Source organism: Micromonospora sp. NPDC005172, from assembly GCF_040608555.1.
Taxonomy (GTDB): domain Bacteria; phylum Actinomycetota; class Actinomycetes; order Mycobacteriales; family Micromonosporaceae; genus Micromonospora.
On record NZ_JBEXIL010000039.1, the window covers coordinates 1 to 25,105 of the forward strand.

18 protein-coding genes are annotated in these 25,105 nt (G+C 71.4%); 7 read left to right on the forward strand and 11 right to left on the reverse strand.

Translation table 11 applies throughout. The features are described 5' to 3' along the window. Positions 1 to 152: 152 nt before the first annotated feature. The 5 genes from ABZV06_RS23600 to ABZV06_RS23620 all read right to left on the reverse strand — a co-directional run bounded on the left by ABZV06_RS23600 (position 153) and on the right by ABZV06_RS23620 (position 8,424). Positions 153 to 2,666, reverse strand: a complete 2,514-nt coding sequence (locus ABZV06_RS23600) for a non-reducing end alpha-L-arabinofuranosidase family hydrolase (RefSeq protein ID WP_355233880.1) — start codon at positions 2,664 to 2,666, stop codon at positions 153 to 155. A 218-nt stretch (positions 2,667 to 2,884) separates the two neighbouring features. Then, positions 2,885 to 3,250, reverse strand: a complete 366-nt coding sequence (locus ABZV06_RS23605; RefSeq protein ID WP_355233882.1) for a hypothetical protein — start codon at positions 3,248 to 3,250, stop codon at positions 2,885 to 2,887. 146 nt (positions 3,251 to 3,396) lie between these two features. Then, entirely contained in the window at positions 3,397 to 6,294 is a 2,898-nt protein-coding gene (locus tag ABZV06_RS23610) for a glycoside hydrolase family 9 protein (protein ID WP_355624244.1), read from the reverse strand. A gap of 229 nt (positions 6,295 to 6,523) precedes the next feature. Then, positions 6,524 to 7,630 (reverse strand): GNAT family N-acetyltransferase, encoded by a 1,107-nt coding sequence (locus tag ABZV06_RS23615; protein WP_355624247.1) that lies wholly within the window; start codon positions 7,628 to 7,630, stop codon positions 6,524 to 6,526. A gap of 89 nt (positions 7,631 to 7,719) precedes the next feature. Continuing rightward, complete coding sequence (locus tag ABZV06_RS23620; protein ID WP_355233888.1) at positions 7,720 to 8,424, reverse strand: amino acid-binding protein; 705 nt, start codon at positions 8,422 to 8,424, stop codon at positions 7,720 to 7,722. A 145-nt stretch (positions 8,425 to 8,569) separates the two neighbouring features. Here ABZV06_RS23620 and ABZV06_RS23625 point away from each other — a divergent pair, with 145 nt between their 5' ends. Then, positions 8,570 to 9,649, forward strand: coding sequence for a phosphotransferase family protein (locus ABZV06_RS23625; RefSeq protein ID WP_355624250.1), 1,080 nt, complete (start codon positions 8,570 to 8,572; stop codon positions 9,647 to 9,649). Then, complete coding sequence (locus tag ABZV06_RS23630; RefSeq protein WP_355233892.1) at positions 9,649 to 10,860, forward strand: acyl-CoA dehydrogenase family protein; 1,212 nt, start codon at positions 9,649 to 9,651, stop codon at positions 10,858 to 10,860. The genes ABZV06_RS23625 and ABZV06_RS23630 overlap by 1 nt, the downstream gene beginning before the upstream one ends. Positions 10,861 to 11,022: 162 nt before the next feature. Here ABZV06_RS23630 and ABZV06_RS23635 read toward each other — a convergent pair whose 3' ends face one another. The 6 genes from ABZV06_RS23635 to ABZV06_RS23660 all read right to left on the reverse strand — a co-directional run bounded on the left by ABZV06_RS23635 (position 11,023) and on the right by ABZV06_RS23660 (position 17,706). Beyond that, entirely contained in the window at positions 11,023 to 12,069 is a 1,047-nt protein-coding gene (locus tag ABZV06_RS23635) for a LacI family DNA-binding transcriptional regulator (RefSeq protein ID WP_355233894.1), read from the reverse strand. 79 nt (positions 12,070 to 12,148) lie between these two features. Further along, positions 12,149 to 13,582: a GH1 family beta-glucosidase gene (locus tag ABZV06_RS23640; RefSeq protein ID WP_355624253.1), complete on the reverse strand. Its 1,434-nt coding sequence runs from the start codon at positions 13,580 to 13,582 to the stop codon at positions 12,149 to 12,151. Next, a complete protein-coding gene (locus ABZV06_RS23645; RefSeq protein ID WP_234581704.1) occupies positions 13,579 to 14,424 on the reverse strand; it encodes a carbohydrate ABC transporter permease in 846 nt (281 codons plus the stop codon). Before ABZV06_RS23645 ends, ABZV06_RS23640 begins: the two co-directional genes overlap by 4 nt. Before the next feature lie 70 nt (positions 14,425 to 14,494). Beyond that, the gene (locus ABZV06_RS23650; protein ID WP_355233898.1) at positions 14,495 to 15,481 is read right to left on the reverse strand and encodes a sugar ABC transporter permease; all 987 of its coding nucleotides are present in this window, start codon (positions 15,479 to 15,481) and stop codon (positions 14,495 to 14,497) included. A 110-nt stretch (positions 15,482 to 15,591) separates the two neighbouring features. Next, positions 15,592 to 16,902, reverse strand: coding sequence for an extracellular solute-binding protein (locus ABZV06_RS23655; RefSeq protein ID WP_355624256.1), 1,311 nt, complete (start codon positions 16,900 to 16,902; stop codon positions 15,592 to 15,594). Between the two features lie 258 nt (positions 16,903 to 17,160). Beyond that, positions 17,161 to 17,706, reverse strand: coding sequence for a plasmid pRiA4b ORF-3 family protein (locus ABZV06_RS23660; RefSeq protein ID WP_355233902.1), 546 nt, complete (start codon positions 17,704 to 17,706; stop codon positions 17,161 to 17,163). Positions 17,707 to 17,857: 151 nt separating this feature from the next. On the opposite strand from ABZV06_RS23660, the gene ABZV06_RS23665 reads away from it, so the two are divergent. The 5 genes from ABZV06_RS23665 (at position 17,858) to ABZV06_RS23685 (ending at position 25,100) form a co-directional block, all read left to right on the forward strand. Continuing rightward, entirely contained in the window at positions 17,858 to 18,604 is a 747-nt protein-coding gene (locus tag ABZV06_RS23665; protein ID WP_355624258.1) for a pyrimidine reductase family protein, read from the forward strand. A gap of 149 nt (positions 18,605 to 18,753) precedes the next feature. Continuing rightward, on the forward strand, positions 18,754 to 20,505 hold the full coding sequence (locus ABZV06_RS23670; protein ID WP_355233906.1) for an ATP-binding protein: 1,752 nt from the start codon (positions 18,754 to 18,756) through the stop codon (positions 20,503 to 20,505). A gap of 16 nt (positions 20,506 to 20,521) precedes the next feature. Further along, entirely contained in the window at positions 20,522 to 21,670 is a 1,149-nt protein-coding gene (locus tag ABZV06_RS23675; RefSeq protein ID WP_355624261.1) for an exonuclease SbcCD subunit D, read from the forward strand. Continuing rightward, positions 21,670 to 24,144: an SMC family ATPase gene (locus tag ABZV06_RS23680; protein WP_355233910.1), complete on the forward strand. Its 2,475-nt coding sequence runs from the start codon at positions 21,670 to 21,672 to the stop codon at positions 24,142 to 24,144. The genes ABZV06_RS23675 and ABZV06_RS23680 overlap by 1 nt, the downstream gene beginning before the upstream one ends. Beyond that, positions 24,141 to 25,100, forward strand: coding sequence for a hypothetical protein (locus ABZV06_RS23685; protein WP_355233912.1), 960 nt, complete (start codon positions 24,141 to 24,143; stop codon positions 25,098 to 25,100). Before ABZV06_RS23680 ends, ABZV06_RS23685 begins: the two co-directional genes overlap by 4 nt. The last annotated feature ends 5 nt before the right edge of the window (positions 25,101 to 25,105 follow it).

The window sequence follows — 25,105 nt, forward strand, 5'->3', positions numbered from 1 at the left end:
TTTTCTCTCCCGCCCCCCCTCCCATCAACCCCCCCCAACACCCCCCCCCCCCCCCCCCCCCCCCCCCCCCCCCCCCCCGGCGGGGGGGGGGGGGGGCCCCGGCCCCCCGGGGGGGCCGCCCACGCCTCGGTTCTCCACTCTTGGAGTGACGCCTAGCGCTGGAGGGTCAGTACACCCGGCCGCCACGGCAGCCGGTTGTAGTCGCCGCCCGCACCGGGGTCCTTGCCCTGGTACAGCAACTGGAGGTTGCAGGCGTCGACGGTCTTGGTCTGGTCGGGGTTGGTACGGACCAGGTCACCGTGACTGATGTCGTTGGTCCACGTGGCGCCGCTGTTGGCCTTGCCGGCGAAGGGGTTGCTCTCGCTGGCGGCCTGCGGGGTCCACGAGCCGCCCAGGCTGGTGGCCGTGAACGACCGGAAGTAGCGTCCCTGGCTGCCGATCGCCTCCACGATCATCAGGTACTGGTTCTGGCCCTGCACCTTGTAGACCTCGACGCCCTCGAACAGGTTGTTCGTCGAGTCGGTCATGATCGTCGTGTAGGTCGAGCCGAAGCTGCCCGGGAAGTTCCCCAGCGGCATGCTCGACCGGTAGATCTTGCCGTTGTCACCGGCGAAGAACAGGTACATGTTCTGGTCGTCACCGATGAGGGTCTGGTCGATCACCCCGTACGGGGCGTCCGAGAGGGTGGCGGTCGACAGCGTCTGCGCCGAGGACCAGCCGTTGGCGTTGGTCGGGTCGCTCGACGTCTTGTAGCTGAACGAGGTCGGTCCCCACTGGTACGCCAGCACCCAGATGTTCTTCGGGGCGAAGTACAGCAGCGTGGGCGCCACCGTGCCCTGGCTCATCCCGTTCTGGCTGGCCGAGGCCATGTCGGACCAGTTTGTGAACGTGCCGAAGTTCATCGAGCTGTACTGGCCGCTGCTGTTGACGTACGACCCGTAGACCAGGTGCTGGCCGTTGTAGACCACGTTCGTGAAGTCCTTGAGCGAGAGCCAGCCGTTCTTCGGGCTCGTCAGCGCGCCGGTCGACGACCACCGGTAGGTCGACGGGAGCGCGCAGCCACCCGTCGGCGGCGGCGTGGTCGGCGGGGCCGACGTCGGCGGCGGCGTGGTCGGCGGGGCCGACGTCGGCGGCGGCGTGGTCGGCGTGGTGCCGCCGAAGTCGGTCCGCCACTGCTGGTTGGTCTGCCCGTGGCAGTCGTACAGCTGGACCTGCTGACCGTTGCCGGTGCCCCAGACGTCCAGGCAGCGGCCGGACTGCACACCGGTGATGGTGCCGTTGGAGTTGATGTTCCACTGCTGGTTCGCCCCGCTGTTGCAGTCCCAGATGATGATTCCGGTGCCGTTGGCGGTGGCCGCGCCGTTCGCGTCCAGACACTTGCTGCCGTAGACCCGCAACTGCTTGCCGGAGGTGTACGTCCACTGCTGGTTCGACTGACTGTTGCAGTCGTAGAGCTGGACGCGGGTGCCGTTGGTCTGCGTGGAGTTGGGCACGTCGATGCACCGGCCCGACTGCACTCCGACGATCCGGCCGGCACCGCCAGTCGGCGGCGGGCTCGTGGTCGGACTCACGGTCGGGCTGACCGTCGGACTGACGGTCGGGCTCACGGTCGGTCCCGAGGTCGGGGGGGCCGCGTTGAGCGCATTGAGGACGGAGGTGTAGGCGGCCTTCTTGTTGCCGTTGCCGTCGAAGAGCAGCGGGCTCTCGTTCGAGCGCCAGGAGTCGCTGTCGCGTACGCCCCAGACGGTGATGCCGATGCAGCGCGGCACGTTCAGGCACGCCTGGGTGAGCCCGGCGTACTGGGTGGTGGACGAGTTGGTGACGTCGACCTCGGTCAGCGCCACGTCCACGCCGAGCGCGGCGAAGCTGGACAGCGTGGTCTGGAAGTTGCTCGGCAGCGAGCTGCCGCCGGTGAAGTGGGTCTGCAGACCGACGCAGTCGATCGGCACGCCGCGGGACTTGAAGTCCTGGATCATGCGGTAGACGCCCTGCGTCTTGCCGTACGACCAGTTCTCGATGTTGTAGTCGTTGTAGCAGAGCTTGACCGACGGGTCGGCCGCCCGCGCGGTGCGGAACGCCACCTCGATCCAGTCGTTGCCGGTGCCCTGGAGGTTCGAGCTGCGACGGCTGCCGTCCTCGTTGAACGCCTCGTTGACCACGTCCCACGCGGCGAGCTTGCCCCGGTAGTGGCCCATCACGCCGTTGATGTGGTCGATCATCGCCTGACGCAGGCTGCTGCCGTTCAAGCTCTGCATCCACCCCGGCTGTTGCCCGTGCCAGGCCAGGGTGTGCCCACGGACCTTCAGGCCACGCTGGGTCGCCCAGTTGTAGATCTGGTCGCCGGAGGTGAAGTTGAACTGGCCCCGCTGGGGCTCCGTCGCGTCCGGCTTCATCTCGTTCTCAGCGGTGATCATGTCGAACTCACGCGCCGCGATCGTGCTGTACGTCGAGTTGCTGAGCCGGCCCGCCGCGATGGCGGTGCCGAAGTACCGGCCCGACTGCGCGGCGGCCGCGCCGAGCGTGCTCGCTGCGGCGTTCGCCGAGGGCATCATCACCGCGACGGCGGCCACGGTCACGACGCTGAAAGTGCCGGCGAGCAGCGCTCGGACGACGGGCGATCGCCGTCGCCGAGTACCGCCACGATGAACGGATGGGCTTATTGCCATCTCGGCCTCCTTGTTGGCCTGGACCCGGGCCGCCGAGGCGGGACGGCCGGACGTCTCAGTTGAATATTTAACCTAATCGATGTTCATACCACGCCTCCGGCCCGAGCGAGGAGGTTTCGGAAAAGTTTCGGAAATGTGTTGGAGTGGCGCGGCATCGCCGGTTGCCCGGCTGCGGTACCGGCGACGCCAGGCCACAGACTGACGTTGCGCCACCGGAGTCAGCGACGTCGCGGCGTGCGCCGCTTGGCAATCGTGGCGACGACACCGGCGACCAGCGCGGTCAGCACCCCGACCAACTGGATCGCCTGCCCGGTCGCCACATCGGTGCCGTGCCGCCCGAGCAGGTTGTCCACCCCGGTGGGGCTGATCGCGAACCCGACGGCCACAAACAGACCCAGCAGCGCACCCACTGCGGGCGACCAGCGCCACGGGGCGAACGTGACGAAGATGGCGCCTGCCAGCAGGATGATCATGCCGGGCGGTACGGCGACGGGGAACTCGACACCGGCGGCCCACATGACGCCGATGCCTGCGGCGCCGACGAGGAGGCCCGCGATGGTGCACATCCGTGCGGTAACAGTCATGTCGCCACCCTGTCCCGACACGGCCCCGCCCGCGTCGGCCCGGCGACGTCATTCCGAGTACGACAGGCTGCGTACGGCCGTCATGGATCTTGGACAGTTACCGGCCAGCTAACGGTAACTGTCCAAGATCTCAATGCGCGACCGACTCAGGCGACGGCGCAGGTGGTGGTGTTGACGGTGAAGGCCGTCGGCTTCGGGTTGCTGCCGCTGTGCGTGCCGTTGAAGCCGAAGCTCACCGACGCGCCCGGCGCGATCGTGCCGTTGTAGGACAGGTTCGTCGCGGTGACCGCCGCGCCGGACTGGCTGACGGTCGCCGACCAGCCCTGGCTGATCGTCTGCCCGTTGGCGAAGCTGAACCGCAGCGTCCAGCCGTTGATCGCGGCGGTGCCGGTGTTGGTGATCGTCACCGTGGCGGTGAAGCCGGTGTTCCAGTCCGTCGTGGCGTACCCCACCGAGCAGGTGCCGCCGACCGGCGGTGCCGCCGTCGTCACCGCGACCGGCGCGGACGCCGCGGAGGTGTTGCCGGCCGCGTCGACGGCCACCACGTAGAACTGGTACGCCGTGGAGGCCGTCAGCCCGGTCACGGCGAGAGTGCTGCTGGTCGGCGAGCCGACGAGGGCGTCGGTCGTGCCGGCCTCGCGGTAGACCCGGTAACCGGCGACGCCCACGTTGTCGGTGGACGGCGTCCAGGCGAGGGTGAGGCCGGTGGCGGTGACCGCCGAGGCGACAGGTGTGCCGGGCGTGCTCGGCGCGGTCGTGTCGGTGGAGCCGGTCGGCGGCGTGGTCACGGTGAGCGCCGGTGAGGCCGCCGACGTGTTGCCAGCGCCGTCGCGGGCCACGACGGTGAACTCGTACGACGTCGCCGGTAGCAGCGTCGTGATGGTCAACGTCGTGCCGGTGACCGGCCGGACCACGACCGTGTCGCTGTTGACCTGCACCTCGCGGACGTCGTACCCGGCCAGGCCGCTGCCACCGGTGTCGGTGGACGCCGACCAGGTCAGGGTGACCGAACGGGACGCGAGGTTGGACGCCACCGGCTTGCCCGGGACGCTCGGCGCGGTGGTGTCCGGCACGACCGGCCCCGGCTCGTCACCCCAGACGCGGGTGCTGCCGGCGTAGAGCGGAACCTTGCGGTTCGGGCCGGCGGTCGCCTGGTACGACGGGTCGTTGGTCGGGTCCCAGGTGCCGCCCTCCGGCACGCCGATCTTGAACTGGACCTCCATCCGGTGCGCCGACTGTCCTGCCGGGGCGATGGTGTAACCGGTGCAGTCCACCTCGACGTACCAGATGTCGCCGCTGAACTGCTTGGCGGTGGTCGGGGACGGGCAGCCCTGGGTGTAGCCGGAGGTGACCTGCACCGGGCCGCTGCCGTCGGGCCGGAAGTAGTACCGGAACTTTCCGGTGGTCAGCGCGCGGGCCGGGAACGCCGACTTGTTGTAGATGACCGCCTTGAGCCCGGTGGCCCGGGGCTCGGCCTGCATGACGGTGGTCTCCACGGTCATCTCGTCGATGTCCGGCGTCTCGGCGACCGGGAAGTTCGCCAGCGGGGTGCCGCCGTACTCGGAGGTCAGCCGGACCAGCGCGGACGTGAAGCCGGCGTTGTAGTCGGTGGCCACCTCGTTCATGACGTAGTCCGACCGGCTGTCGCTGTACGCGTCGTTGGCCGAGGACGGGCCGCCGACCAGCGCACCGTAGAGGGTGTGCCGGGTCTCGACGGGCACGGTCTGGCTGTCCCACCACGAGCCGTGCGCGGTGCGGTGGTGCGGGTTCTTCGGTGCGTTGGCGCCGAACCCGATGACGTAGCTGGAGCTGCGCGGATTGTCGCCGAGCGCGTAGTTGATCTGCCGGACGGCGAAGTCGTGGTAGCGCGCCTTGCGCGTGGTGTCGGTGGTCTTGTCGCTGTAGACAAGCGCGGCGAAGGAGGTGTTGGCCGCGTAGCGCAGCGCGCCCCAGGAGTCGAGCACGGCCATCCCACCGGGCGAGTACGGCACCCGCTGGCCGTTCACGCCGACGGTCCAGTAGTCCAGCCAGCGGTTGGCGTCGTCGACGTACTTCTGCTTGCCGGTCAGATTGGCCAGCAGCACGTACGCGCCGAACTGCTTGTTGTCCCAGGCGATCGTCCACTTGTAGGAGCGGGTCGTGGACTGCGGCTCGGTGCCGAGCTTGTCGTACTCACTCTCGGCCTTGGTCAGGTAGCTCGCGTCGCCGGTGGCCCGGTAGAGCCAGGTGGCGGCCCACACCAGCTCGTCCTGGTAGCCGCTCCACGACTTGTAGAACGAGGCCGCGTCGGTGATGCACTCGCTGTACGCCTTCCGCACGGTGTCGGCGAACGTGTAGAGCTGCCGCGCGTGGGTGAGCAGTTTGTCCGCGTAGGTCGCGTCGGTGGGCCGGAACACCATCGAGGAGGCGGCCATCGCGGCCGCCGTCTCCCCCGCCAGGTCCGCGCCGCCACAGCTCGCGTCGATCTTGTACGCGGGCCGCGCCATCGGCAGCACCTCGGCCGGGCCCCACCACTTGTGGTCGTCGTCGCCCTTGCCGACCTGTCCGTAGAGGACGTTCGCCGACGGGTGCGCCTTGATGAAGTAGTCGTTGACGAAGCGCAGGTTGTTGAGCAGGTGCGGGAGCTGGCCGGAGGCGCTGTAGCCGCTGCGGTACTCCACCGCGCCCCAGGCGAGCATGGTGGCGCTGAACGCCATCGGGAAGCCGAACTTCACGTGGTCACCGGCGTCGTACCAGCCGCCGGTGAGGTCGACGCCCGTGCCGGCGCCGTCGGTGAGGGCGCTGTCGCCGCGCCAGGAGACCCGGTTCCAGTCGGGCAGCTCACCGGACTGCTGCGCCTCGTAGAACAGCAGCGACTTCTGCAACGCCTCGGCGTAGTTGAAGGACGGCGCGGCGGACGCGGGCCCGGGCGTCGGCGCGGCGACCGCGAGGGACACACCGGTGAGCAGGGCGACGCCGGCGGCCAGCAACCGTCGGGGCCAGGGCTGGTCGGCGACGGGCGACCGGCCGGGGTGGCCGGTCAACGGCCGGGTCAGGTGGCGCATGAACGGCTCCTGTTCACCAGGCGCCGCCGGCGGTCGCACCAACGCGGGACGGCGTGGGGCGGCACGGCCACCGGCGACAGCGGGGGTGGCGGTGTGACCATGGGTCGTGGAAGCGCTCCCATGGATATCCGACAATGTAATGTGCGCCTCGTCGATTGGGAAGCCCATGCCGCACCCCAGCCCCGTCACGCCTACCGGCGTGACGGGGACACGCGCGCCGATCACACGGTCAACGCGTCACCTGGTCCACGGGCGTCCGCGAACCCTCCGATCCGGCCGGCGACCGGAAGACGCCCCGGCGCGCGGCCGGGACGGCAACCGCCAGCGGCAGGGTCAGGGTGAGCAGACCGGCGTCCCGCTGCACCGAGCTGGGCCGGTCCAGCCGGCGCAGCGTCCGCAGCATCGGTGCGTTGTCCGCCCGCACGTGCAGCACCAGCGCCGCGTACCCGGCCCGGTCGGCGTGTGACACCAGCCGGCGCAGCAGGGCCGAACCCAGGCCACGGCGCTGCCAGTCGTCGCGTACCAGAAGCGCCGCCTCGGCCTCGTCGCCCTCACCGAGCAGGTTCGCCATGGCGACCACCGTGCCGTCCCCGTCGGTCGTCGTGGCGACCAGGGTGAGCCCTCGCGTCGGCTCCAGCAGACGGCGCAGCCGGTCCTGCCGCGGCAGTGCCGCCCCGCTCAGGTAGCGCCGCTCCCGGCTGCGCGGGGAGCAGCCCTCGTGCAGCTCCAGCACACCCGCCAGGTCGTCCGCGCTCGCCGGCCGCACCGCCACCTCGGCACCGTCGGGCAGCACCAGGGTGACCTGCTCGGCGGCTCGACGGGTGACCGTGGCCGCCAGCTCGACCAGGGCCTGCGCCCGGGCGTACTCCGCCGGGGTGAAGGCGGGCGCGGCCCGGCGCAGCGCGAACGAACCGCCCGCCGGATCGGCCAGGAGCATTCTCGTGTCGGCGATGCCCCGGTCGTCGCCGGTCGCCGCCGGTCGCCAGCTCACCGAGTCCGCGCCGAGCAGGGTACGCAGCGCCTCACCCGTCGCGTCCGGGTCGCGCACGAGCCGATTGGCCAGCCCGAGCACGCGGGTCGGCTGGTCGGCCAGGCCGCGCGCCTCGCTGCGCGCCACCCAGCAGTCCCGCCCGCGACCCCGCTCGACGGCGGCGATCAGTTCGGCCTCGTCGAGCGCGTCCGGCGCGTCGACCAGGAAGTCGTCCACCGCGCCCTGCTCGGTGGGCTGCACCTGCACGGTGAGGATGTTGACCCCGCGCAGCGCGAGGCTCGCCGTGAGGACCGACAGGTAACCCGGCCGGTCGTCCACTGTCGCTCGGATCCGCCACAACGTCATGGTTGGCTCCCTTCCCACCCCAGAGCCTCGCCCGCGGCTGTTGCCGTCCGGTTGCTCGCCGGTGTCGACCCGGGAACTCCTCGCGCTGGTCAGGAGGGGCCGGCGACCACCGGTGGCGTGCCGACCAGGTCCAGTCGGTCGCCGAGGATCACCGCGCTGGCCCGCACGAGTTGGGTGAGCCGGTCGACCTCGGTGCTGTGGAAACCCGCGGCGCACAGGGTCTCGTTGTGCTCGCGCGCGACCACCAGCACCAGGCCCGCCCGGCCGAACGGGGCGATCGCGTGGTGGGTGCCGTCGGGCGTGGTCATCGACCGGCCGCGCAGCGGAGTCACCTCCGGCAACCGCGGCGGTACGGGAGCGCGCCAGCTCGCGTGACCCACCGTCGCCCCGCCGCCCCCGCTGCGCGACGCCCAGTCCACCGGGACCACCGCGGCGACCGCCCAGTCGGCCGCCAGCAGCCCCGGCACGGCGTCGACAAGGGTGGCCAGCCCATCGGCCGGGTTGGCCGCGACCTGGGCCAGCAGCTCCGCGTCCTGACCGGTGGTGGTGGGCGCGCCGATCGCCCGCCACACCCCGTCCACCCGTACACCCGGGATCGCCGCGAGGCCGGCCAGCAGGCGCTCCACCCGGGCCGCGCCCGGCCACACCACAGTGAAGTCGTCCACCGCGCGCCCGCCGAGACGCTCCAGGACCACCACCTGCACGATGTCCGCGCCGGAGACACCCAGCGTGCGGGCGACCTGGCCGAGGGTGCCCGGACGGTCCGGCAGGGTGACCCGAACTCGCAGCAACATGTCTGTCCCTCCGCTCGGCGGGCCGGCGACGGCCGGCAGGCTGACACCAGCCTGGTGGTTGACCATTTCGTCCCTGTTGCAGAGGCATGTCCCGAGGGGAAAATCTGACCTTGACAACGTGAGCGGGCTGCCATGAACTAGTCGGATGACCGATCCGGCCGCCAGCGCGCTCCGGCCGGGCGCTGTCCCGGCCGCCCCCGCCGGCGTCGACCTCGACCGGCTCGCCGACTACCTGGCGACGCACCACCCCGAGCTGGCCGCGGGGCCGATGCGGGCCCAGTTGATCGCCGGTGGCAAGTCCAACCTCACCTACCTGCTGCGCCTCGGCGACCGCGAGGTCGTGCTGCGCCGCCCACCGCTCGGGCACGTGCTGGCCACCGCGCACGACATGGCCCGCGAGTTCCGGGTCATCTCGGCGCTGGCGCCCACCGAGGTACCGGTGCCCGGCGCGCTGCTGCTCTGCACCGACACCGACGTCCTCGGCGCACCGTTCTACCTGATGGAACGCGTACCCGGCGAGGTGTTCCGGACCCGCGCCCAGACCGACCCACTCGGGGACGAGCGACGCCGGGCCCTCGCCATGGCGATGATGGACACCCTGGCCGCGCTGCACACCGTCGACCCGGCCACCGTCGGGCTCGCCGACTTCGGCCGCCCCGAGGGCTACCTTGCCCGGCAGGTCCGCCGCTGGGCCGGCCAGCTCGACCGCTCGCGCAGCCGCGACCTGCCCGGCATCGACGAGCTGCGCGACAGGCTCGCCGCGACCGCCCCGGAGGGCGCCAACGCGGGCCGCATCGTGCACGGCGACTACCGCCTCGACAACCTCCTCGCCTCCGCCGACCCGGTGGCCGTGCACGCCGTCCTCGACTGGGAGATGGCCACCCTCGGCGACCCCCTCGCCGACCTGGGACTGCTGCTGACGTACTGGGACGTGCTGGGTGACAGCGACACCGCCGCCGGCAACCCCGTCGCCGACGGCCTCGGCCCACGCGCCGGCTTCCCCACCGGCGCCGAGCTGATCGACAGGTACGCCGGGCGCAGCGACGTCGACGTCGGGCCGCTGCACTGGCACGTCGCGCTGGGCTGCTTCAAGCTCGCGGTCATCTGCGAGGGCATCCACTACCGCCACACGCTCGGGCAGACGCTCGGCGAGGGCTTCGACCGGATCGGCGAGATGGTGGCACCGCTGGTCGCGTACGGACTGACCGCCGCCAGGGAGCGGTGATGGACTTCGCGTACGACGCCCGGACCGAGGAGCTGCGCGAGGAGCTGACCCGGTTCCTGACCGAGCACGTCTACCCGGCCGAGCCGGTGCACGCCGAGCAGGTCGCCGTGGGTGACCCGTGGTCGCGTACCCCGGTGTTGGCCGAACTGAAGGCCGAGGCCCGCAAGCGCGGCCTGTGGAACCTGTTCCTGCCCGACCCGCGCTACGGCGCCGGCCTGACCAACCTCCAGTACGCCCCGCTCGCCGAGCTGACCGGGCGCAGCCCGCACCTCGCGCCCGAGGCCGTCAACTGCGCGGCACCGGACACGGGCAACATGGAGCTGTTGGCCGAGTTCGGCTCGGACGCCCAGCGCGAGCGGTGGCTCATGCCGTTGCTGGAGGGGGAGATCCGCTCCGCCTTCTGCATGACCGAGCCGGAGGTCGCCTCCTCCGACGCCACCAACATCGCCACCCGGATCACCCGCGACGGCGACGAGTACGTCATCAACGGCCGCAAGTGGTGGTCGTCCGGCGCGATGGACCCGCGGTGCGAGATCTTCATCGTGATGGGCAAGACCGACCCGGACGCCGACCGGCACCGCCAGCAGAGCATGGTGCTCGTCCCCCGCGACACCCCCGGGGTGACCGTCCGCCGGGGCATGACCGTCTTCGGCTACACCGACGGCTCACACGGCGGGCATGCCGAGATCGACTTCACCGACGTACGGGTGCCGGCGGACAATCTCATCGGCGCCGAGGGCACCGGCTTCGCCATCGCCCAGGCCCGGCTCGGCCCGGGCCGCATCCACCACTGCATGCGGTTGATCGGAATGGCCGAGCGGGCATTGGAGCTACTCTGCCGCCGCGCGAACGAACGGATCGCGTTCGGCCGACCGCTCGCCGAGCAGGGCGTGGTCCGGGAGTGGATCGCCGAGTCCCGGGTCCGCATCGAACAGGCCCGCCTGCTGGTGCTCAAGACCGCGTGGCTGATGGACACCGTCGGCAACAAGGGCGCACACACCGAGATCCAGGCCATCAAGATCGGCACGCCGGCGATGGCCGAGTGGGTGATCGACAAGGCCATCCAGGGGTACGGCGGCGCGGGCGTCAGCCAGGACACGCCCCTGGCCGCCCTCTGGGCGCAGACCCGCACCCTCCGCCTCGCCGACGGCCCCGACGAGGTCCACCGCAACTCCCTGGCCAAACGCGAACTCCGCCGCTGGCTCCCCTAACCCCACCCCCCACCCCTCACCCCCCGCCCCTCCCGGGCCCCCACCCCACCCCACGTCGATCTTGCACTTTCTGTCGACGGTTCGCGGGGAATGCCCGTTATGTCGCCACAGCAAGTGCAAGATCGACGGGGGTGGGGGCGGGAGTATCGACGGGGGTGGGGGTTAGGCGCTGGCGCGGTGGACCAACTGGGTGTCCAGGAGGATGTGGGGGGCGGGCAGGTCGTCGCCGCGGATGCGGGCGACCAGCAGTCGGGCCATCTGCCGGCCCATCTCCTCCACCGGCTGGTACACCGAGGTCAGGGGTGGCTCCGCCTGCCGGGCGATCGGCGCGTCGTCGAAACCGATCACGGCGACGTCCTGCGGAACACGCCGACCGGCGTCGCGCAGGGTACGCAACGCACCGAACGCCATCAGGTCGGACGCGACGAAGACGGCGTCCAGGTCCGGGCAGGCGTCCAGCAGCCGACGCATGGCGGTCGCCCCGCTGCCCTCGCTGAAGTCGCCGTACGCGATCAGGTCGGGGTTGACGCCGACGCCGGTGGCCTTGACGGCCTCGGTGTAGCCGGCCAGTCGGGCCAGGCCGGCGCCCATGTCCTGCGGACCGGCGATGGTGGCGATCCGCCGCCGGCCCTGGCCGGTCAGGTACTCCACCGCCTGCCGCGCGCCGCCAACGTTGTCCACGTCGACGAACCACGCCGGCTGGGCACCGGGTTGCAGCATCCGGGCCGGTCGACCACCGAGCACCGCGGGCAGGCCGCGCTCCTCCAGAAGGGTGGGCAGCGGGTCGGAGTCGTGCAGCGACAGCAGCAGTACGCCGTCGACGTGCTGGTTGGTGAGGTGGTGCTCGACGCGCTCCCGCTCGACCGGCGACTGGGCCATCGCCAGCCAGAGCTGCATGGGCGTCTCCAGCAGACCGGAGCTGATCCCCCGCACGATCGCCGCGAAGAACGGCTCGGTGAAGACCCGCTCCCCGGATTCGGACACCACCAGGGCGACGGAGTCGGTCCGCTGGGTGACCAGCGCTCGGGCGGCGCGGTTCGGCACGTACCCCAGCTCGGCGATGGCCTGCTGGACCGCGGCCCGGGCCTCCGGGCTGACCTGGGGCGAGCCGTTGACCACGCGCGAGACCGTGCCCCGACCCACGCCGGCGCGCGCCGCGACCGCGTCGAGGGTCGGGCGCCCGAGCGAGCGGGTGCGCTGCGTTGTCATCGTCTGCTCCTCCGACGGCGGGCGGACCCGGCCCCACCCGAGGATGGACGCCGGGACCGCCCTGATGGCTGGCCCGAGCCTATTGTGCGGCCAGACCGTTGCGTCGGATCACCGAGGCGTACCACCTGGCGCTGGACTTGGGGATGCGAAGCTGGCTGTCGTAGTCCACGTGGATCATGCCGAAGCGCTTGGTGTAACCCCAGGCCCACTCGAAATTATCCATCAGTGACCAGGCGAAGTATCCCCGCAGGGGTACTCCGGCGTTGATCGCCTCGTGGCAGGCCCGCAGGTGGGCATCGAAGTAGGCCAGCCGGTCGACGTCGTCGACCTTCCCGTCGACGACGGTGTCGACGAACGCGGAACCGTTCTCGGTGACGTACAGGGGCAGGTCGGTGTACTCCTCGTGCACCCGCTGGAGCGTCTCCACCAGGCCCGGGGCGTCGATCTCCCAGTTCATGTCGGTGACCGGGACGCCCCGGGTGACGAACCGGACGTCCTCGCTGCCCGGCCAGCAGGAGGGTGCCCGCCAGTACGGCTCGGGCTCGGCGCCCTCGATCGGCGCGGCGACCACGTGCCGGCTGTAGTAGTTGATCCCGACCAGGTCCAGCGGCGTGGAGATGGTCGCCAGGTCGCCGTCGCGGACGTGGTCGAAGTCGGTGACCGTGCGCAGGTCGGCCACCAGGTCCTCCGGGTACGACCCGCGCAGCAGCGGGTCGAGGAAGAAGCGGTTGGCCAGCCCGTCGATCCGGCGGGCCGCATCGACGTCGGCGGGGGCGTCGGTGGCCGCGTCGACCGGGTACAGGTTGACGGTCACGCCCACCTCGGCCGTGGGCCGGACGGCCCGCAGCGCCTGCACGGCCAGGCCGTGCCCGAGCATCAGGTGGTGACCGGCGCGGACCGAGTCCGCACCGTTCGACCGCCCGGGGGCGTGCACGCCGGAGCCGTACCCGAGGAACGCCGAGCACCACGGCTCGTTCAGCGTCGTCCAGTAGCGCACCCGGTCGCCGAGCGCGTCGGCGACGAGCGTGGTGTAGTCGGCGAAGCGGGCGGCGGTGTCCCGCGACGGCCAGCCGCCGGCGTCCTCCAGCTCCTGGGGCAGGTCCCAGTGGTAGAGGGTGAGCCACGGCTCGATGTCGTGGGCCAGCAGGTCGTCGACGAGCCGCCGGTAGAAGTCCAGGCCCTGCGGGTTGGCCGCGCCCGTGCCACCGGGCTGTACCCGGGGCCAGGAGACCGAGAAACGGTACGACTTCAGGCCCAGCTCGGCCATCAACGCGACGTCGTCACCGAGCCGGTGGTAGTGGTCGCAGGCCACGTCGCCGGTGTGCCCGTTGACCACCCGGCCCTCGGTGTGGCTGAAGGTGTCCCAGATCGACGGGGTGCGGCCGTCCTCGGCCGCCGCCCCCTCGATCTGGTAGGCCGCGGTCGCGGCTCCCCACAGGAAGCCGGGCGGAAAGGTCAGCCCGGAACGCTCGTCGAGGAGGTCGACGGCGGATGGGCTGGCGGTGTTGCTCACGACTTGACGGCACCTTCCATGATCCCGCCAATGATCTGACGGCCGAACAGAACGAAGACGATGAACAGCGGAAGGGTCGCGATGAGCGTACCCGCGAAAATCTGAGAATTGTCCGCGAAATATGCGGTGTTCAGACTGCGCAGCGAGATCTGCACGGTCGGGTTGGCCGGGTCGGCGAGCACCACGAAGGGCCAGAAGAACTGGTTCCACTGCTCCATGAAGGTGAGCAGCCCGAGCACCGCCGCCGCCGGTCGCAGCGCCGGCACCACCACGTGCCAGTAGACACGCCAGGTGGAGCAGCCGTCGACGCGTGCCGCCTCGATCAGCTCGTTGGGCACCGCCTGCTCGGCGTACTGACGCATCATGAAGATGCCGAAGCCGCCGATCAGGAACGGCACCGTCACCGACGGCATCGTGTTCAGCCATTCCAGCTTCGCCATCAGGATGTACAGCGGAAGCACGCCGAGCTGAATCGGAATCATCATCGAGGCCAGGATGATGAGCAACAGCGCGTTCTTGCCGCGGAAGCGCAGCTTCGCGAACGCGAACCCGGCGAGCGAGCCGAAGAACACGGTCGCCACCGTGATCGTGCCCGACACCAGGAACGAGTTCATCAGGCCCTTGACGATGTTGGCGTCGCCGTTGTCGAGCACCCGCTGGATGTTCTCGCCCAGCTTGCCGCCCGGCAGGAACGGCGGCGGCCAGGAGTTCGCCGCGTCGCTGGTCCGCGAGGCGATGACGATCATCCAGTAGAACGGGAAGAGCGACAGGATGACGCCGAGGACGAGCCCGAACCAGGTCAGTGGGCTGGCCGTCCAGAGTTTCTCCGCCCGGTGGCGGATGCCGGCGCGATCGGCCGGTGGCCGGACCGGCGGCGGTCGCAGAGTGGTACTGGTCATGGGAGGGCCACCCTCACTTGTCGGAGCTGATGCGGCGGGCCAGCAGGTAGTTGAGGAACGAGACGGACGCGATCAGCAGGAACAGCACCAGGGCGACGGCGCCCGCGTAACCCCACCGGAACCGCTGGTTCATGACGTCCAGCAGGTACATCGTGATCGTCTGGAACTGCCCCTCCGTGCCGCCGGAGAGCGCGCCCGAGCCACTGGTGAACATCAGCGGCTCGGTGAAGAGCTGCAGGCCACCGATGGTCGAGATGATCAGCGTGAAGATGATGGTGGGACGCAGCTGCGGGATGGTGATCGACCAGAACTGGCGGCGCTGCGACGCGCCGTCGAGAGCGGCCGCCTCGTAGACGTCCTTGCTGATCGACTGCATCGCCGCGAGGTAGATCAGGGCGTTGTAGCCCACCCACCGCCAGTCGACCATCGTGGCGATGGCGAACCAGGAGGCGAAGCGGTTGGCCCGCCAGTCGATGGGGCCGACGCCGACCAGGTCGAGCAGCCAGTTCATCAGGCCGAAGTCGCGGGCGTAGATCATCGAGAAGATGAGCGCCACCACGGCGGTCGAGGTGATGATCGGCATCGCGATGGCCAGTCGGAAGAACATCTGGCCGCGGATGCGCCGGTTCAACGCGTTCGCCAGCAGCAGCGCGATGATCAGCTGCGGGATGGTGGAGAGCGCGAACATCCCGAAGGTGTTCACGACCGCGTTCCAGAACTGCGGGTCGTTCGTGAACAGCTCGACGAAGTTGTCCAGACCGACGAAGCTGATCGTCGCGTTCATCGGTGACCGGTCGGTCATCGCGATCCAGAACGTGTAGACGATCGGGTAGACGCCGAAGATCGCGAAGAGCACGAAGAACGGCAGGACGAAGACGTACGGGGTGAAGCGCAGGTCCAGCCGGTTCAACTGCCGGCGGCGCGCCGTTGAGTGCCGTGGCGCCGGGCGTGGCCCGCGGGCCGACGCGCCCGGTGGCGCGGGGGTCTTCAGGGAGCTCATGAGCGGTCCTTCACACTCGGCGACGCCATCGTGGGGCGCCGCGGCAGGGCGTTTGACGCGGGTTCACGGGTGGTGCCGCAGCGGCACCACCCGTGAGCGCGTCACAGCCGTTACTTGCCTGCTGCCTGGCCGTTCTTCACCGCGTCCTGCCATGCGGCGTCAGCGGCCTTGCCCTGCTCGATGCTGCGCAGCGCGTTCTCGACCGCGTCCCGGACCGCCTGGTTCTTCGGGCCGAGGTAGACCGGCTTCAGCTCCTTGGCGCCAGCGGCGAAGATCTTGCCGATCGGCGCGCCGCTGAAGTACTCGTTGGTCGCGGCGAGCACGGCCGGGTCCTCCAGAGCCTGCGGCGACGAGGGCAGGTTACCGACCTTCTTGAACGCCTCGGTCTGGCTCTTGGCGGTGGTCAGGTACTTGGCCAGCTCGGCGGCTTCCTTCTGGTGCTTGCTGGACTTCGGCACGGCCAGCCACGAACCGCCCCAGTTACCGCCGTTGCCCGGCGCCTTGGCGACGTCCCACTTGCCGGCCGCCGCGTCACCGGCCTGACCCTTGATGACACCGGTCATCCAGGCCGGGCAACCGATGGTGGCGAAGCTGCCGTTCTTGAAACCGGCGTTCCACTCGTTCGAGAAGCTACGCAGGTTGTTCGACAGACCCGCGCTGATCATCTTGGTGGTCTGCTGGAACGCGGACTGCACGTCCTGGTTCTCGCCGACGACGAGCTTGTTGCTCTTGTCGAAGTAGGTGTAGCCGTTGCCCGCGCCCGCCGTCTGCATCAGCACGATGTTGTAGAAGTTGGTGGCCGAGTCGACGAACTTGTGCTTCTTGTCGGCGGCGACGAACTTCTGACCCTGCTCGATGAAGGCGTCCCACGTCGGCCAGAGGGCGCCGACCTGCTCGCGGTCGGTCGGCAGGCCAGCGGCCTTGAAGAGGTCGCTGCGGTAGCAGACGGCCATGCCGCCGACGTCGGTGCCGAGACCGAGCACCTTGCCGTCCGGCGTGAGGCCACCCTCCCACTTCCAGGGCAGGAAGTTGCCCTTGAGGTCGTTGGCGCCGTGGTCGGCCAGGTTCACGAACTTGTCGGCCTGCGCGAAGAACTGCACGATCGTGCCCTCTTCGAGGGCGACGACGTCGCCGGCACCGGCACCGGCGGTGATCTGCTGCGTCAGCCGGGTGTTGTAGTCGCCGAGGCCGAGGCCCTTGCCGCGCTCCTGGATCGTGACGTTCGGGTGCTCCGTCTGGTACTGCTTGTAGAGATCTTCGTAGCCGAAGCCCTGGTCGCCGAAGACGTCGACGACCAGAGTGACCTTGCCGCCGTCCGAATCGGACGACGAGTCGCCGTCGCCGCAGGCGGTTGCCGCGGCGAGCACGGCGACGGACGCGAGCGCGATCGCCGCAAAGCGGCGACGTGAGGTGACGCTCATCCTGACCCCTCTCAAGTGGTGAGGCTTGGTGTGTCGTACGTGGTGGGGGGTGCTGTAGCGCCCCGCGCCGCTCGGCCGGTGGCCGTGGACGTCCGGGGAGAGCTGTGAAGGAGACTTCCGCCACTCCCCCGGGAGCGCTCCCATGAGATTGCCGGGGCGCTACCAGGGTGTCAATAGACCATTGGGAGCGTTCCCAGATCGTTACCGCCCTGTTTCAGGCCGGCACACGGGGTATCGACGTGGGCCTGACCGGCCCGTTCAGCAGAAGCGACGCAGCAGCGTGGTCGCGACGGCGGGATCGAAGAACGCCGGGTCGAAGCGATCGGTGACCCAGCCCGCCAGCAGCGCCCGCTCCGGATGAGCCGGATCGGCCAGGGCCGCCAGCAGCGCCTGGTAGCCCACCGGTCCACCGATGCCCTCCGGCGGGCACGCGCGCTCCCCGTCCAGGCAGAGCGGGTACCGCTCGTCGTGGTCGGCGGTCAGCGCGTCCTCGACGACCAGGTCGTGCTCCCACCAGTCGCCGAAGTCGTAGGTGTAGGAGAACCTGCTGCCCTTGCCGAGCACCGCGTCCAGCCGGACGTCCAGCTCGTCGTGCAGCGCCAGGCCCTCGTCGGGGTCGGGTTCGCCGTACGCCACCGCGTCGATGTCGAACGAGTGCAGGTGGCAGTCCCGCCAGCCCATGGCGTGCTGGGCGACGCGGTGCAGCCGGTCCAGCGTGTAGGCAGCCGGGACGAGCACCCGTCGCCACACCGGCGGGCGGACGCCGCCGAGGGACATCTTCAGCTGGAAGATCTGACGCGGCATGCTGTCCTGCTCCTCCCGCGGCTTAGGCTGCGAGCATGATCTGCCGAGCGTGCCGGGCCCGGCGGCACGACGACTGCCCGGGCCGGAACTGGTGCGACTGCCAGCACCGTACCGCGGAACGGACCCCTCCGGTCACTGGTCCGGCCGGCGAATGACGGTCGGAATTCCGATCCGGCGGCTCTGGCCCGAGCCGTCCGCCGAGCCGCTCGACGACGCCACGCTGACCGCTCTCTACGGCCGCGCCGACCAGCCCCGACTGCGGGTCAACTTCGTCTCCAGCCTGGACGGCGCGGTCACCGTCGAGGGCTACTCCGCCGGGCTGTCGGGCGAGCCGGACAAGCGGGTCTTCGGCCTGCTGCGGATGGTCTGCGACGCCCTCGTGGTGGCCGCCGGCACCCTGCGCCACGAGGGGTACCGGGCCGTGCGCCTGGACGAACGCCGTCGCGCCTGGCGGCAGGCGAACGGGCTGGCCGCGTACCCGACGCTCGTGGTCGTGTCCGGCGCCCTCGACCTCGACCCGGCGCAGTCCGCGTTCGCCGACGCGCCGGTCCGACCGATCGTGCTCACCCATGCCGACGCCGACCCGCCACCCGGCCTCACCGACGTCGCCGACGTGCTGCGCTGCGGCACCGGCCGGGTCGACCTCGCCGCCGCCCTGGGCGCGCTGCACGGGCGGGGGCTGACCCAGTTGCTCTGCGAGGGTGGCCCGCACCTCTTCGGCGCGCTCGCCGCCGCCGACCTGGTGGACGAGCTGTGTCTCACGGTCGCGCCGCTGCTCGCCGGGCCGGGACCGGGGCGGATCACCGCCGGCGCCGCCATCCCACCCCGGCATCTGCCGCTGCGGCACGTGCTCGCCGCCGACGACGGCGTCCTCCTGCTCCGCCACGCCCGAGGGTGACGAACCGTCGCCCGGTCACACACCCAGCGTCGTGGGGCGCGAGCCGGCATCGTGTCCTCCGCCGCGTCGCGTGGCGACCTGTCGTACTCCTCGGGCAGGATGCACATCATGCTTCCCGACCGTGCCGCCCGACCGACCCGAGTCGCCCGATGACCGACGCCGACCTCGACGGCCCGGGCGAGCTGGTCGGCCGGGTGCTGGGCACCGCCGACGCCACGCCGTTGCAGTTCTGGACGGCCGTGGCACCCGGCAGCTACCTCCAGCTCGACGACGTGGTGGTCACCCGTCGTGAGCTGCCCAACCGCGAGCCGGTGACGATCGCCGGGGTGGTCACCCAGGTCCGGGCCCGGCACGAGGGCGCCCAGTTCGACTCGGACGTCTTCGCCATCGCCGACGGCACGCTGCCCGCCCAGGTGCAGGAGGCGGCCGAGATCACCACCACCCGGGTCGACCCGGAGCTGTACGTGCCGCCGACTCCGGGGGCCGTGGTGCACCGCGCCGAGGGCGACGCGCGGGCCCGCGCGCTGCACTTCGACCGGATGGAACGGCGCATCCCGATGGGCATGGGCCGCGACGGCGTGCCGGTCTACCTCAACGCCGACTTCCTCGACGGCAGTCGGGGCGCGCACGTCTCGATCTCCGGCATCTCCGGCGTGGCCACCAAGACCAGCTTCGCCACCTTCCTGCTCTACTCGGTGTTCCGCTCCGGCGTCCTGGGCGGCGACGCCGTCAACGCCAAGGCGCTGATCTTCAACGTCAAGGGCGAGGACCTGCTGTTCCTCGACCACCCCAACACGCGCCTCGACGAGCCGACCCGAGCCGCGTACGCCAAGCTGGGCCTGAGCGCCGGCGCCTTCCCCGACGTCCGGGTGTACGCCCCGCCCCGGGTCGGTGACGCGGCCGGCACGCCGGACGTGAGCAGTCGGCTGACCGGCGTGGACGCCTTCTACTGGACGTTGAGCGAGTTCTGCTCCGACCGCCTGCTGCCGTACGTCTTCGCCGACGCCGACGACGAGCGCCAGCAGTACACGATGGTCGTGCACTCGGTCGCCGCGCACCTGGCCCGGTACGCCCAGCCCGCCGACGGTGGGGTGAGCATCGACGGGGTCCGGCTCGGGTCCTACGGCGACCTGGTCGACCACATCGTCGAGGCGCTCAACGACGACGAGACCCGCTCCGACTGGGCGGGTAGCGCGGTCGGTCTGGGCACCGTCAACGCGTTCGCCCGCCGGCTGATCGGCAGCAAGAAGGATCTGGCTCGGCTGATCCGTGGTGACCTCGCGACCCGCCGCCCGCACTCGATCAACACCAGCGAGTCGGCGCAGGTGACAGTCGTCGACCTGCACAACCTCCCCGATCGGGCCCAGCGGTTCGTGGTGGGTGTGACGCTCAAGAGCGAGTTCGAGCGCAAGGAGAAGGCCGGCACGGCCAAGCCGCTGCTCTTCGTCGTCCTCGACGAGCTCAACAAGTACGCGCCCCGCGAGGGATCCTCCCCCATCAAGGAGGTGCTGCTCGACATCGCCGAGCGGGGTCGGTCGCTCGGGGTCATCCTGATCGGCGCCCAGCAGACGGCGAGCGAGGTCGAACGACGCATCGTCACCAACTCGGCGATCCGCGTGGTCGGCCGGCTCGACCCCGCCGAGGCGTCCCGTCCGGAGTACGGCTTCCTACCACCGGCGCAGCGGCAGCGGGCGCTGCTCGCCAAGCCGGGCACCATGTTCGTCAACCAGCCGGACATTCCGGTGCCGCTCTGCCTGGAGTTCCCGTTCCCGGCCTGGGCCACCCGGGTGTCCGAGGCGGGCCGCGCCCCCTCCGAGACGCTGCGCTCGATCACCCAGTCCGCCGACCCGTTCGCCGTGGTGGGCTCCGGCGGCGGCACCGACGACGACATCCCGTTCTAGCTGAGGGCCGGCACCCATGAAGATCCTGCACACCTCCGACTGGCACGTGGGCAAGGTGCTCAAGGGGCAGTCCCGGGCCGAGGAGCACACGGCCGTGCTGGCCGGGGTGATCGACATCGCCCGCGCCGAACAGCCCGACCTGGTGATCGTCGCCGGTGACCTCTACGACACGGCCGCACCGACCTCGGAGGCGACCCGGCTCGTCACCCGGGCGTTGACCGCGCTGCGTCGTACCGGCGCGGACGTGGTCGCGATCGGCGGCAACCACGACAACGGGCCCGCGCTGGACGCGCTGCGCCCGTGGGCCGAGGCCGCGGGCATCACGCTGCGCGGCGGGGTACGCGAGAATCCGGCCGAGCACGTCATCGACGGCACCACGGCCGGCGGTGAGCGGTGGCAGCTCGCCGCGCTGCCGTTCCTGTCTCAGCGGTACGCGATCCGCGCGCTGGAGATGTACGAGCTGACCGCCGCCGAGGCCAACCAGACGTACGCCGACCACCTGGGTCGGGTGCTAAGCCGGCTCACCGAGGGTTTCTCGGAGCCGGACCGGGTGCACCTGGTCACCGCCCACCTGACGGTGATCGGCGCGGCGGCCGGCGGCGGCGAGCGGGACGCGCACACGGTGCTCGGCTACGCGGTGCCGGCCACCGTCTTCCCGGCGACGGCGCACTACGTGGCGCTGGGCCACCTGCACCGGGCGCAGCGCGTCGAGGGCCCCTGCCCGGTCCGGTACAGCGGCAGCCCGCTCGCCGTCGACTTCGGCGAGCAGGAGAACGTGCCGTCGGTGACGGTCGTCGAGGTGACCGCCAGCACGGCCGCCCGGGTGCGGGAGGTGCCGGTGACCGCGGCGAGCGCGCTGCGGACGATACGCGGCACGCTGGCGCAGCTCGCCGAGATCGAGGCGCCGGACGCCTGGCTGCGGGTGTTCGTGCGGGAGCACCCCCGCGCGGGCCTGCGCGAGGAGGTCCAGGAGCTGCTGCCCCGGGCGTTGGAGATCCGGATCGACCCGGAGTTGCTGGCGACGCCGGGCAGCGGCACGCGGATCGCGCAGCGGTCGGGGCGTTCTCCCCGGGAGCTGTTCGGCGACTACCTGGACAGCCGGGGCCACGACGACGAGGGCGTTCGGGAACTCTTCGACGAACTCTTCGAGGAGGTCGATCACTGATGCGACCGATGCGGCTCGACATGGCCGGGTTCACGGTCTTCCGGGACTCCACGACCGTCGACTTCACCGACGCCGACTTCTTCGCACTGATCGGGCCCACCGGTTCGGGTAAGTCGACAGTGCTGGACGCCATCTGCTTCGCCCTCTACGGCACGGTGCCCCGCTGGGGTGGCGCGCGGGGGTTGGCCAACGCCCTCGCGCCATCGGCGACCGAGGCCCGGGTCCGGCTGGTCTTCGAGTCCGGTGGCGCCCGGTACGTGGCGACCCGGGTGGTGCGCCGGGACGGCCGGGGCAACGTCAAGACGGCGAACGCCGGGTTGCAGGTGATGCCGGCCGGCTTCGACGTGACAAAGCTCGACACCGGGTTGAGCCCGGACGACCTCGGTGAGGTGGTCGCCGGCACGCCGGCCGAGATGGAGCAGGCGGTACTGGAGGCGGTCGGGCTGCCGTACGAGCAGTTCACCAGTTGTGTGGTGCTGCCGCAGGGGCAGTTCGCCGACTTCCTGCACGCCAAACCGGCGACCCGGCAGCAGATCCTGGTCAACCTGCTGGGCCTCGGCGTCTACGAGGACGTACAGAAGAGGGCCACGACCCGCGCGGCGCAGGCGGAAGCCAGGCTGGACGCGGTCGACCAGGTCCTCGCCGGCCTGACGGGGGTGGACGACGACGCGTTGGTCGAGGCCGACGCCCTCGTCGACCGGATGGTCGAGCTGGCCGGCGCGGTGACCGGGGCCATGCCGGAGCTGGCAGAGGCCCGACTCCGCGCGCGGGAGGCGGCGGCCGCCCTGACCGCGCTCGACGACGAGCTGAGCGTGCTGTCCGGGGTTCGTGCCCCGAGCGGAGTGGCCGAGGTGGCGCGCGCGGTGACCGCGGCCCGGGTGGACGCCGACGCGGCGGCCTCGGCCGTGTCGCTGGCCGAGGAACGGGAGGAGAAGCTTCGTGGTGAGCTGGCCGGCGCGGGCGACGAGAGCGCGCTGCGGCTGCAACTGCGGGCGTACGACGATCGGGATCGGCTGACCGGCGAGGCCGACACGGTCCGCGCGGCGGTGCGCGCGGCGGACGAGGAGCATTCGGCGGCGGTGGCGGCGCTGGCCGCCGCCCGCGTGGACGCCGAGCGGGCCGACGCCGAGTTGGAGGCGGCCTTCCAGGCGCACGAGGAGGCGAAGGCCACCGACCTGGCGGTCGGCCTGCGAACGCATCTGCATCCGGGCGCGCCCTGCCCGGTGTGCGAGCAGCCGGTGGCCCGGGTGCCGGCGGTACCGGCGGATTCGGCGGTGGCCGCCGCTACGGCGGCCGGAAAGGCGGCGCGGGCCGCCACGAAGGCCGCGCAGGCGGCGGTGCAGCAACGCGACGCCGCAGCGCGTGACCTGGAGCGGCTGCTGGTGCAGGCGCGCGCCCGCCAGGAGCAGGTGGACGCCCGGCTGGCCGAGCTGAACGGCCAGCTCACGGGCGCGGCCGAGCCGGCGGTGCTGCGCCGGGAGTTGGCCGAGCACGCCCGGCTGCGTCGCGCCCTGGACGAGGCGGCGACCGCCGTGCGGGCGGGCCGGGACAGCGCTCGCCAGGCCCGGGCGGGTGTGGAGGCGGCGCAGGAGCGGCTGCGGGCCACCTGGCGGGGCTTCGACACCGCCCGCGACGGTCTGGCCCGGTTCGGTCCGCCGGCCGCGGACCGGGACGACGTGGCGGCCTCGTGGGCGGCGCTTACCGACTGGGCGACCGCCGAGGCGGAGCGTCGCCGCGCCGACCGGGCCGGCCGGGCGACAGTCGTCGCCGAGGCCGAGGCGGCGGCCGACGCGGTGCAGCAGCGGATCGCCGGGATCTTCGCCGCCGCCGACGTGCCGGTCGGCGACGATCCGGTGCACGCCGCGACGATCGCCGTGGAGCGTGCCGAGGCCGACCGGCGTCGACTGCACGAGCGCCGCGAGCAGGCCGGCACGTTGCGCGAGCAGCGGGCCGGGCACGAGCGTGAGGCACAGGTGGCGCGGGCCCTCGCGGGACACCTGCGGGCCAACAACTTCGAGCGGTGGCTGCTGGCCGAGGCGTTGGACCTGCTGGTCGACGGCGCGTCGGGGATCCTGCGGGAGCTGTCCTCCGGCCAGTACGAGCTGGTACACGACAAGGGCGAGTTCTTCGTGGTCGACCACCACGACGCCGGGTTGCGCCGGGGCGTACGGACCCTCTCCGGTGGGGAGACGTTCCAGGCGTCGCTGGCATTGGCGCTGGCGCTGTCCGAGCAGTTGGCCGGCATGTCGACGACCGCGGCGAGTCTGGAGTCGATAGTCCTGGACGAGGGCTTCGGCACGCTGGACGCGGCCACGCTGGACACGGTGGCCGCGACGCTGGAGAACCTGGCCGCCCGGGGTGACCGGATGGTCGGCGTGGTCACTCACGTGGCAGCGCTGGCCGAGCGGATTCCGGTCCGCTTCGAGGTGCGCAAGGACGCCCGCTCGGCGCGCGTCGAACGGACTGGCCGGTGAGCGACGCGGCGTTCTTCGTCGACTCCTGGGATCCGGCGTACGGTGCGTCGTTCGAGGCGTCCGCCACCGGTCCGGCCAACCCCAGCAGCGCCCAGGTCGAGGTCGACGTGGAGCTGCCGGCCGTCGACTGGCGGGCGATCGGCGTACGCGACGACGTCCGGGCGCCGGACGTGGTGCTCATGGTCGACGGGGTCCGTCGGATCGACGCGAGCATCTGGACGGCGGAGGACGACGGCGGGTCGTTTCCGGGGCTGGCCGCTTCGTACGCGGCCGGGGTGGTGCGCTGCGACCTGGGTCGGGGCGCGGCGCAGTTGGCCGGTACGCAGGTGGGCCGGGGTCTGTTCACGGCGAGCCCGTCGGCGCAGGACGTGGTGGCGGGCGCGATCCGCTATCCGGTGCACCGGGTGGGTGGCACGGGCGAACTGGCGAAGTTGCCGGCGGCCGTCCAGGCTCCGCTGACCGCGTTGGAGGTGGCGGTGTCCGACGCCGTCCGGGTCGACGGGGACCTGTTGGTGGTGGACGGTCCGCTGCGCAGTCGCCGCCACCTGCCGCGCACACTGGGCTACATCAAGACCCAGCACAGCCAGTACCTGGACGCCCGACTGACGGCGGTGGTGACCGGCCTGGCGCCCGGCGAGCGCTCGCCGGTGTTCCGGCTCGGTACGCCCTGGGGTGGCTGGTCGTGGTATCTGCGGCTGCCGGTTGCCGTGGGCGCGCCGTGGGCCGGCATCGTCCGGGTGGAGTGCTCGACCGAACTGTCCGTCGAGGCGGCGATCGACCTGGCCGACCTGTCACTTGTCACGCTGCCCCGGTTCGCGTCGACGCCGTACAAGGATCCGCGGGCACCGCAGAACCTGATTCCGATCGCCGGTCTGGAGCGCCGCCTGCGGGCGCTGCTCGGCGACTCCCGGCTGCTGCACCGCGCGTTGACCGCCGCGGCGCGTGCCGGCCGCTGAGCGGG

What these genes read in the sequence shown, in the direction of transcription:
- ABZV06_RS23600 (WP_355233880.1), bottom strand. Translation starts at nt 2,666, where the DNA reads ATGGCAATAAGCCCATCCGTTCATCGTGGCGGTACTCGGCGACGGCGA.
- ABZV06_RS23605 (WP_355233882.1), bottom strand. Translation starts at nt 3,250, where the DNA reads ATGACTGTTACCGCACGGATGTGCACCATCGCGGGCCTCCTCGTCGGC.
- ABZV06_RS23610 (WP_355624244.1), bottom strand. Translation starts at nt 6,294, where the DNA reads ATGCGCCACCTGACCCGGCCGTTGACCGGCCACCCCGGCCGGTCGCCC.
- ABZV06_RS23615 (WP_355624247.1), bottom strand. Translation starts at nt 7,630, where the DNA reads ATGACGTTGTGGCGGATCCGAGCGACAGTGGACGACCGGCCGGGTTAC.
- ABZV06_RS23620 (WP_355233888.1), bottom strand. Translation starts at nt 8,424, where the DNA reads ATGTTGCTGCGAGTTCGGGTCACCCTGCCGGACCGTCCGGGCACCCTC.
- ABZV06_RS23625 (WP_355624250.1), top strand. Translation starts at nt 8,570, where the DNA reads ATGACCGATCCGGCCGCCAGCGCGCTCCGGCCGGGCGCTGTCCCGGCC.
- ABZV06_RS23630 (WP_355233892.1), top strand. Translation starts at nt 9,649, where the DNA reads ATGGACTTCGCGTACGACGCCCGGACCGAGGAGCTGCGCGAGGAGCTG.
- ABZV06_RS23635 (WP_355233894.1), bottom strand. Translation starts at nt 12,069, where the DNA reads ATGACAACGCAGCGCACCCGCTCGCTCGGGCGCCCGACCCTCGACGCG.
- ABZV06_RS23650 (WP_355233898.1), bottom strand. Translation starts at nt 15,481, where the DNA reads ATGAGCTCCCTGAAGACCCCCGCGCCACCGGGCGCGTCGGCCCGCGGG.
- ABZV06_RS23655 (WP_355624256.1), bottom strand. Translation starts at nt 16,902, where the DNA reads ATGAGCGTCACCTCACGTCGCCGCTTTGCGGCGATCGCGCTCGCGTCC.
- ABZV06_RS23660 (WP_355233902.1), bottom strand. Translation starts at nt 17,706, where the DNA reads ATGCCGCGTCAGATCTTCCAGCTGAAGATGTCCCTCGGCGGCGTCCGC.
- ABZV06_RS23665 (WP_355624258.1), top strand. Translation starts at nt 17,858, where the DNA reads ATGACGGTCGGAATTCCGATCCGGCGGCTCTGGCCCGAGCCGTCCGCC.
- ABZV06_RS23670 (WP_355233906.1), top strand. Translation starts at nt 18,754, where the DNA reads ATGACCGACGCCGACCTCGACGGCCCGGGCGAGCTGGTCGGCCGGGTG.
- ABZV06_RS23675 (WP_355624261.1), top strand. Translation starts at nt 20,522, where the DNA reads ATGAAGATCCTGCACACCTCCGACTGGCACGTGGGCAAGGTGCTCAAG.
- ABZV06_RS23680 (WP_355233910.1), top strand. Translation starts at nt 21,670, where the DNA reads ATGCGACCGATGCGGCTCGACATGGCCGGGTTCACGGTCTTCCGGGAC.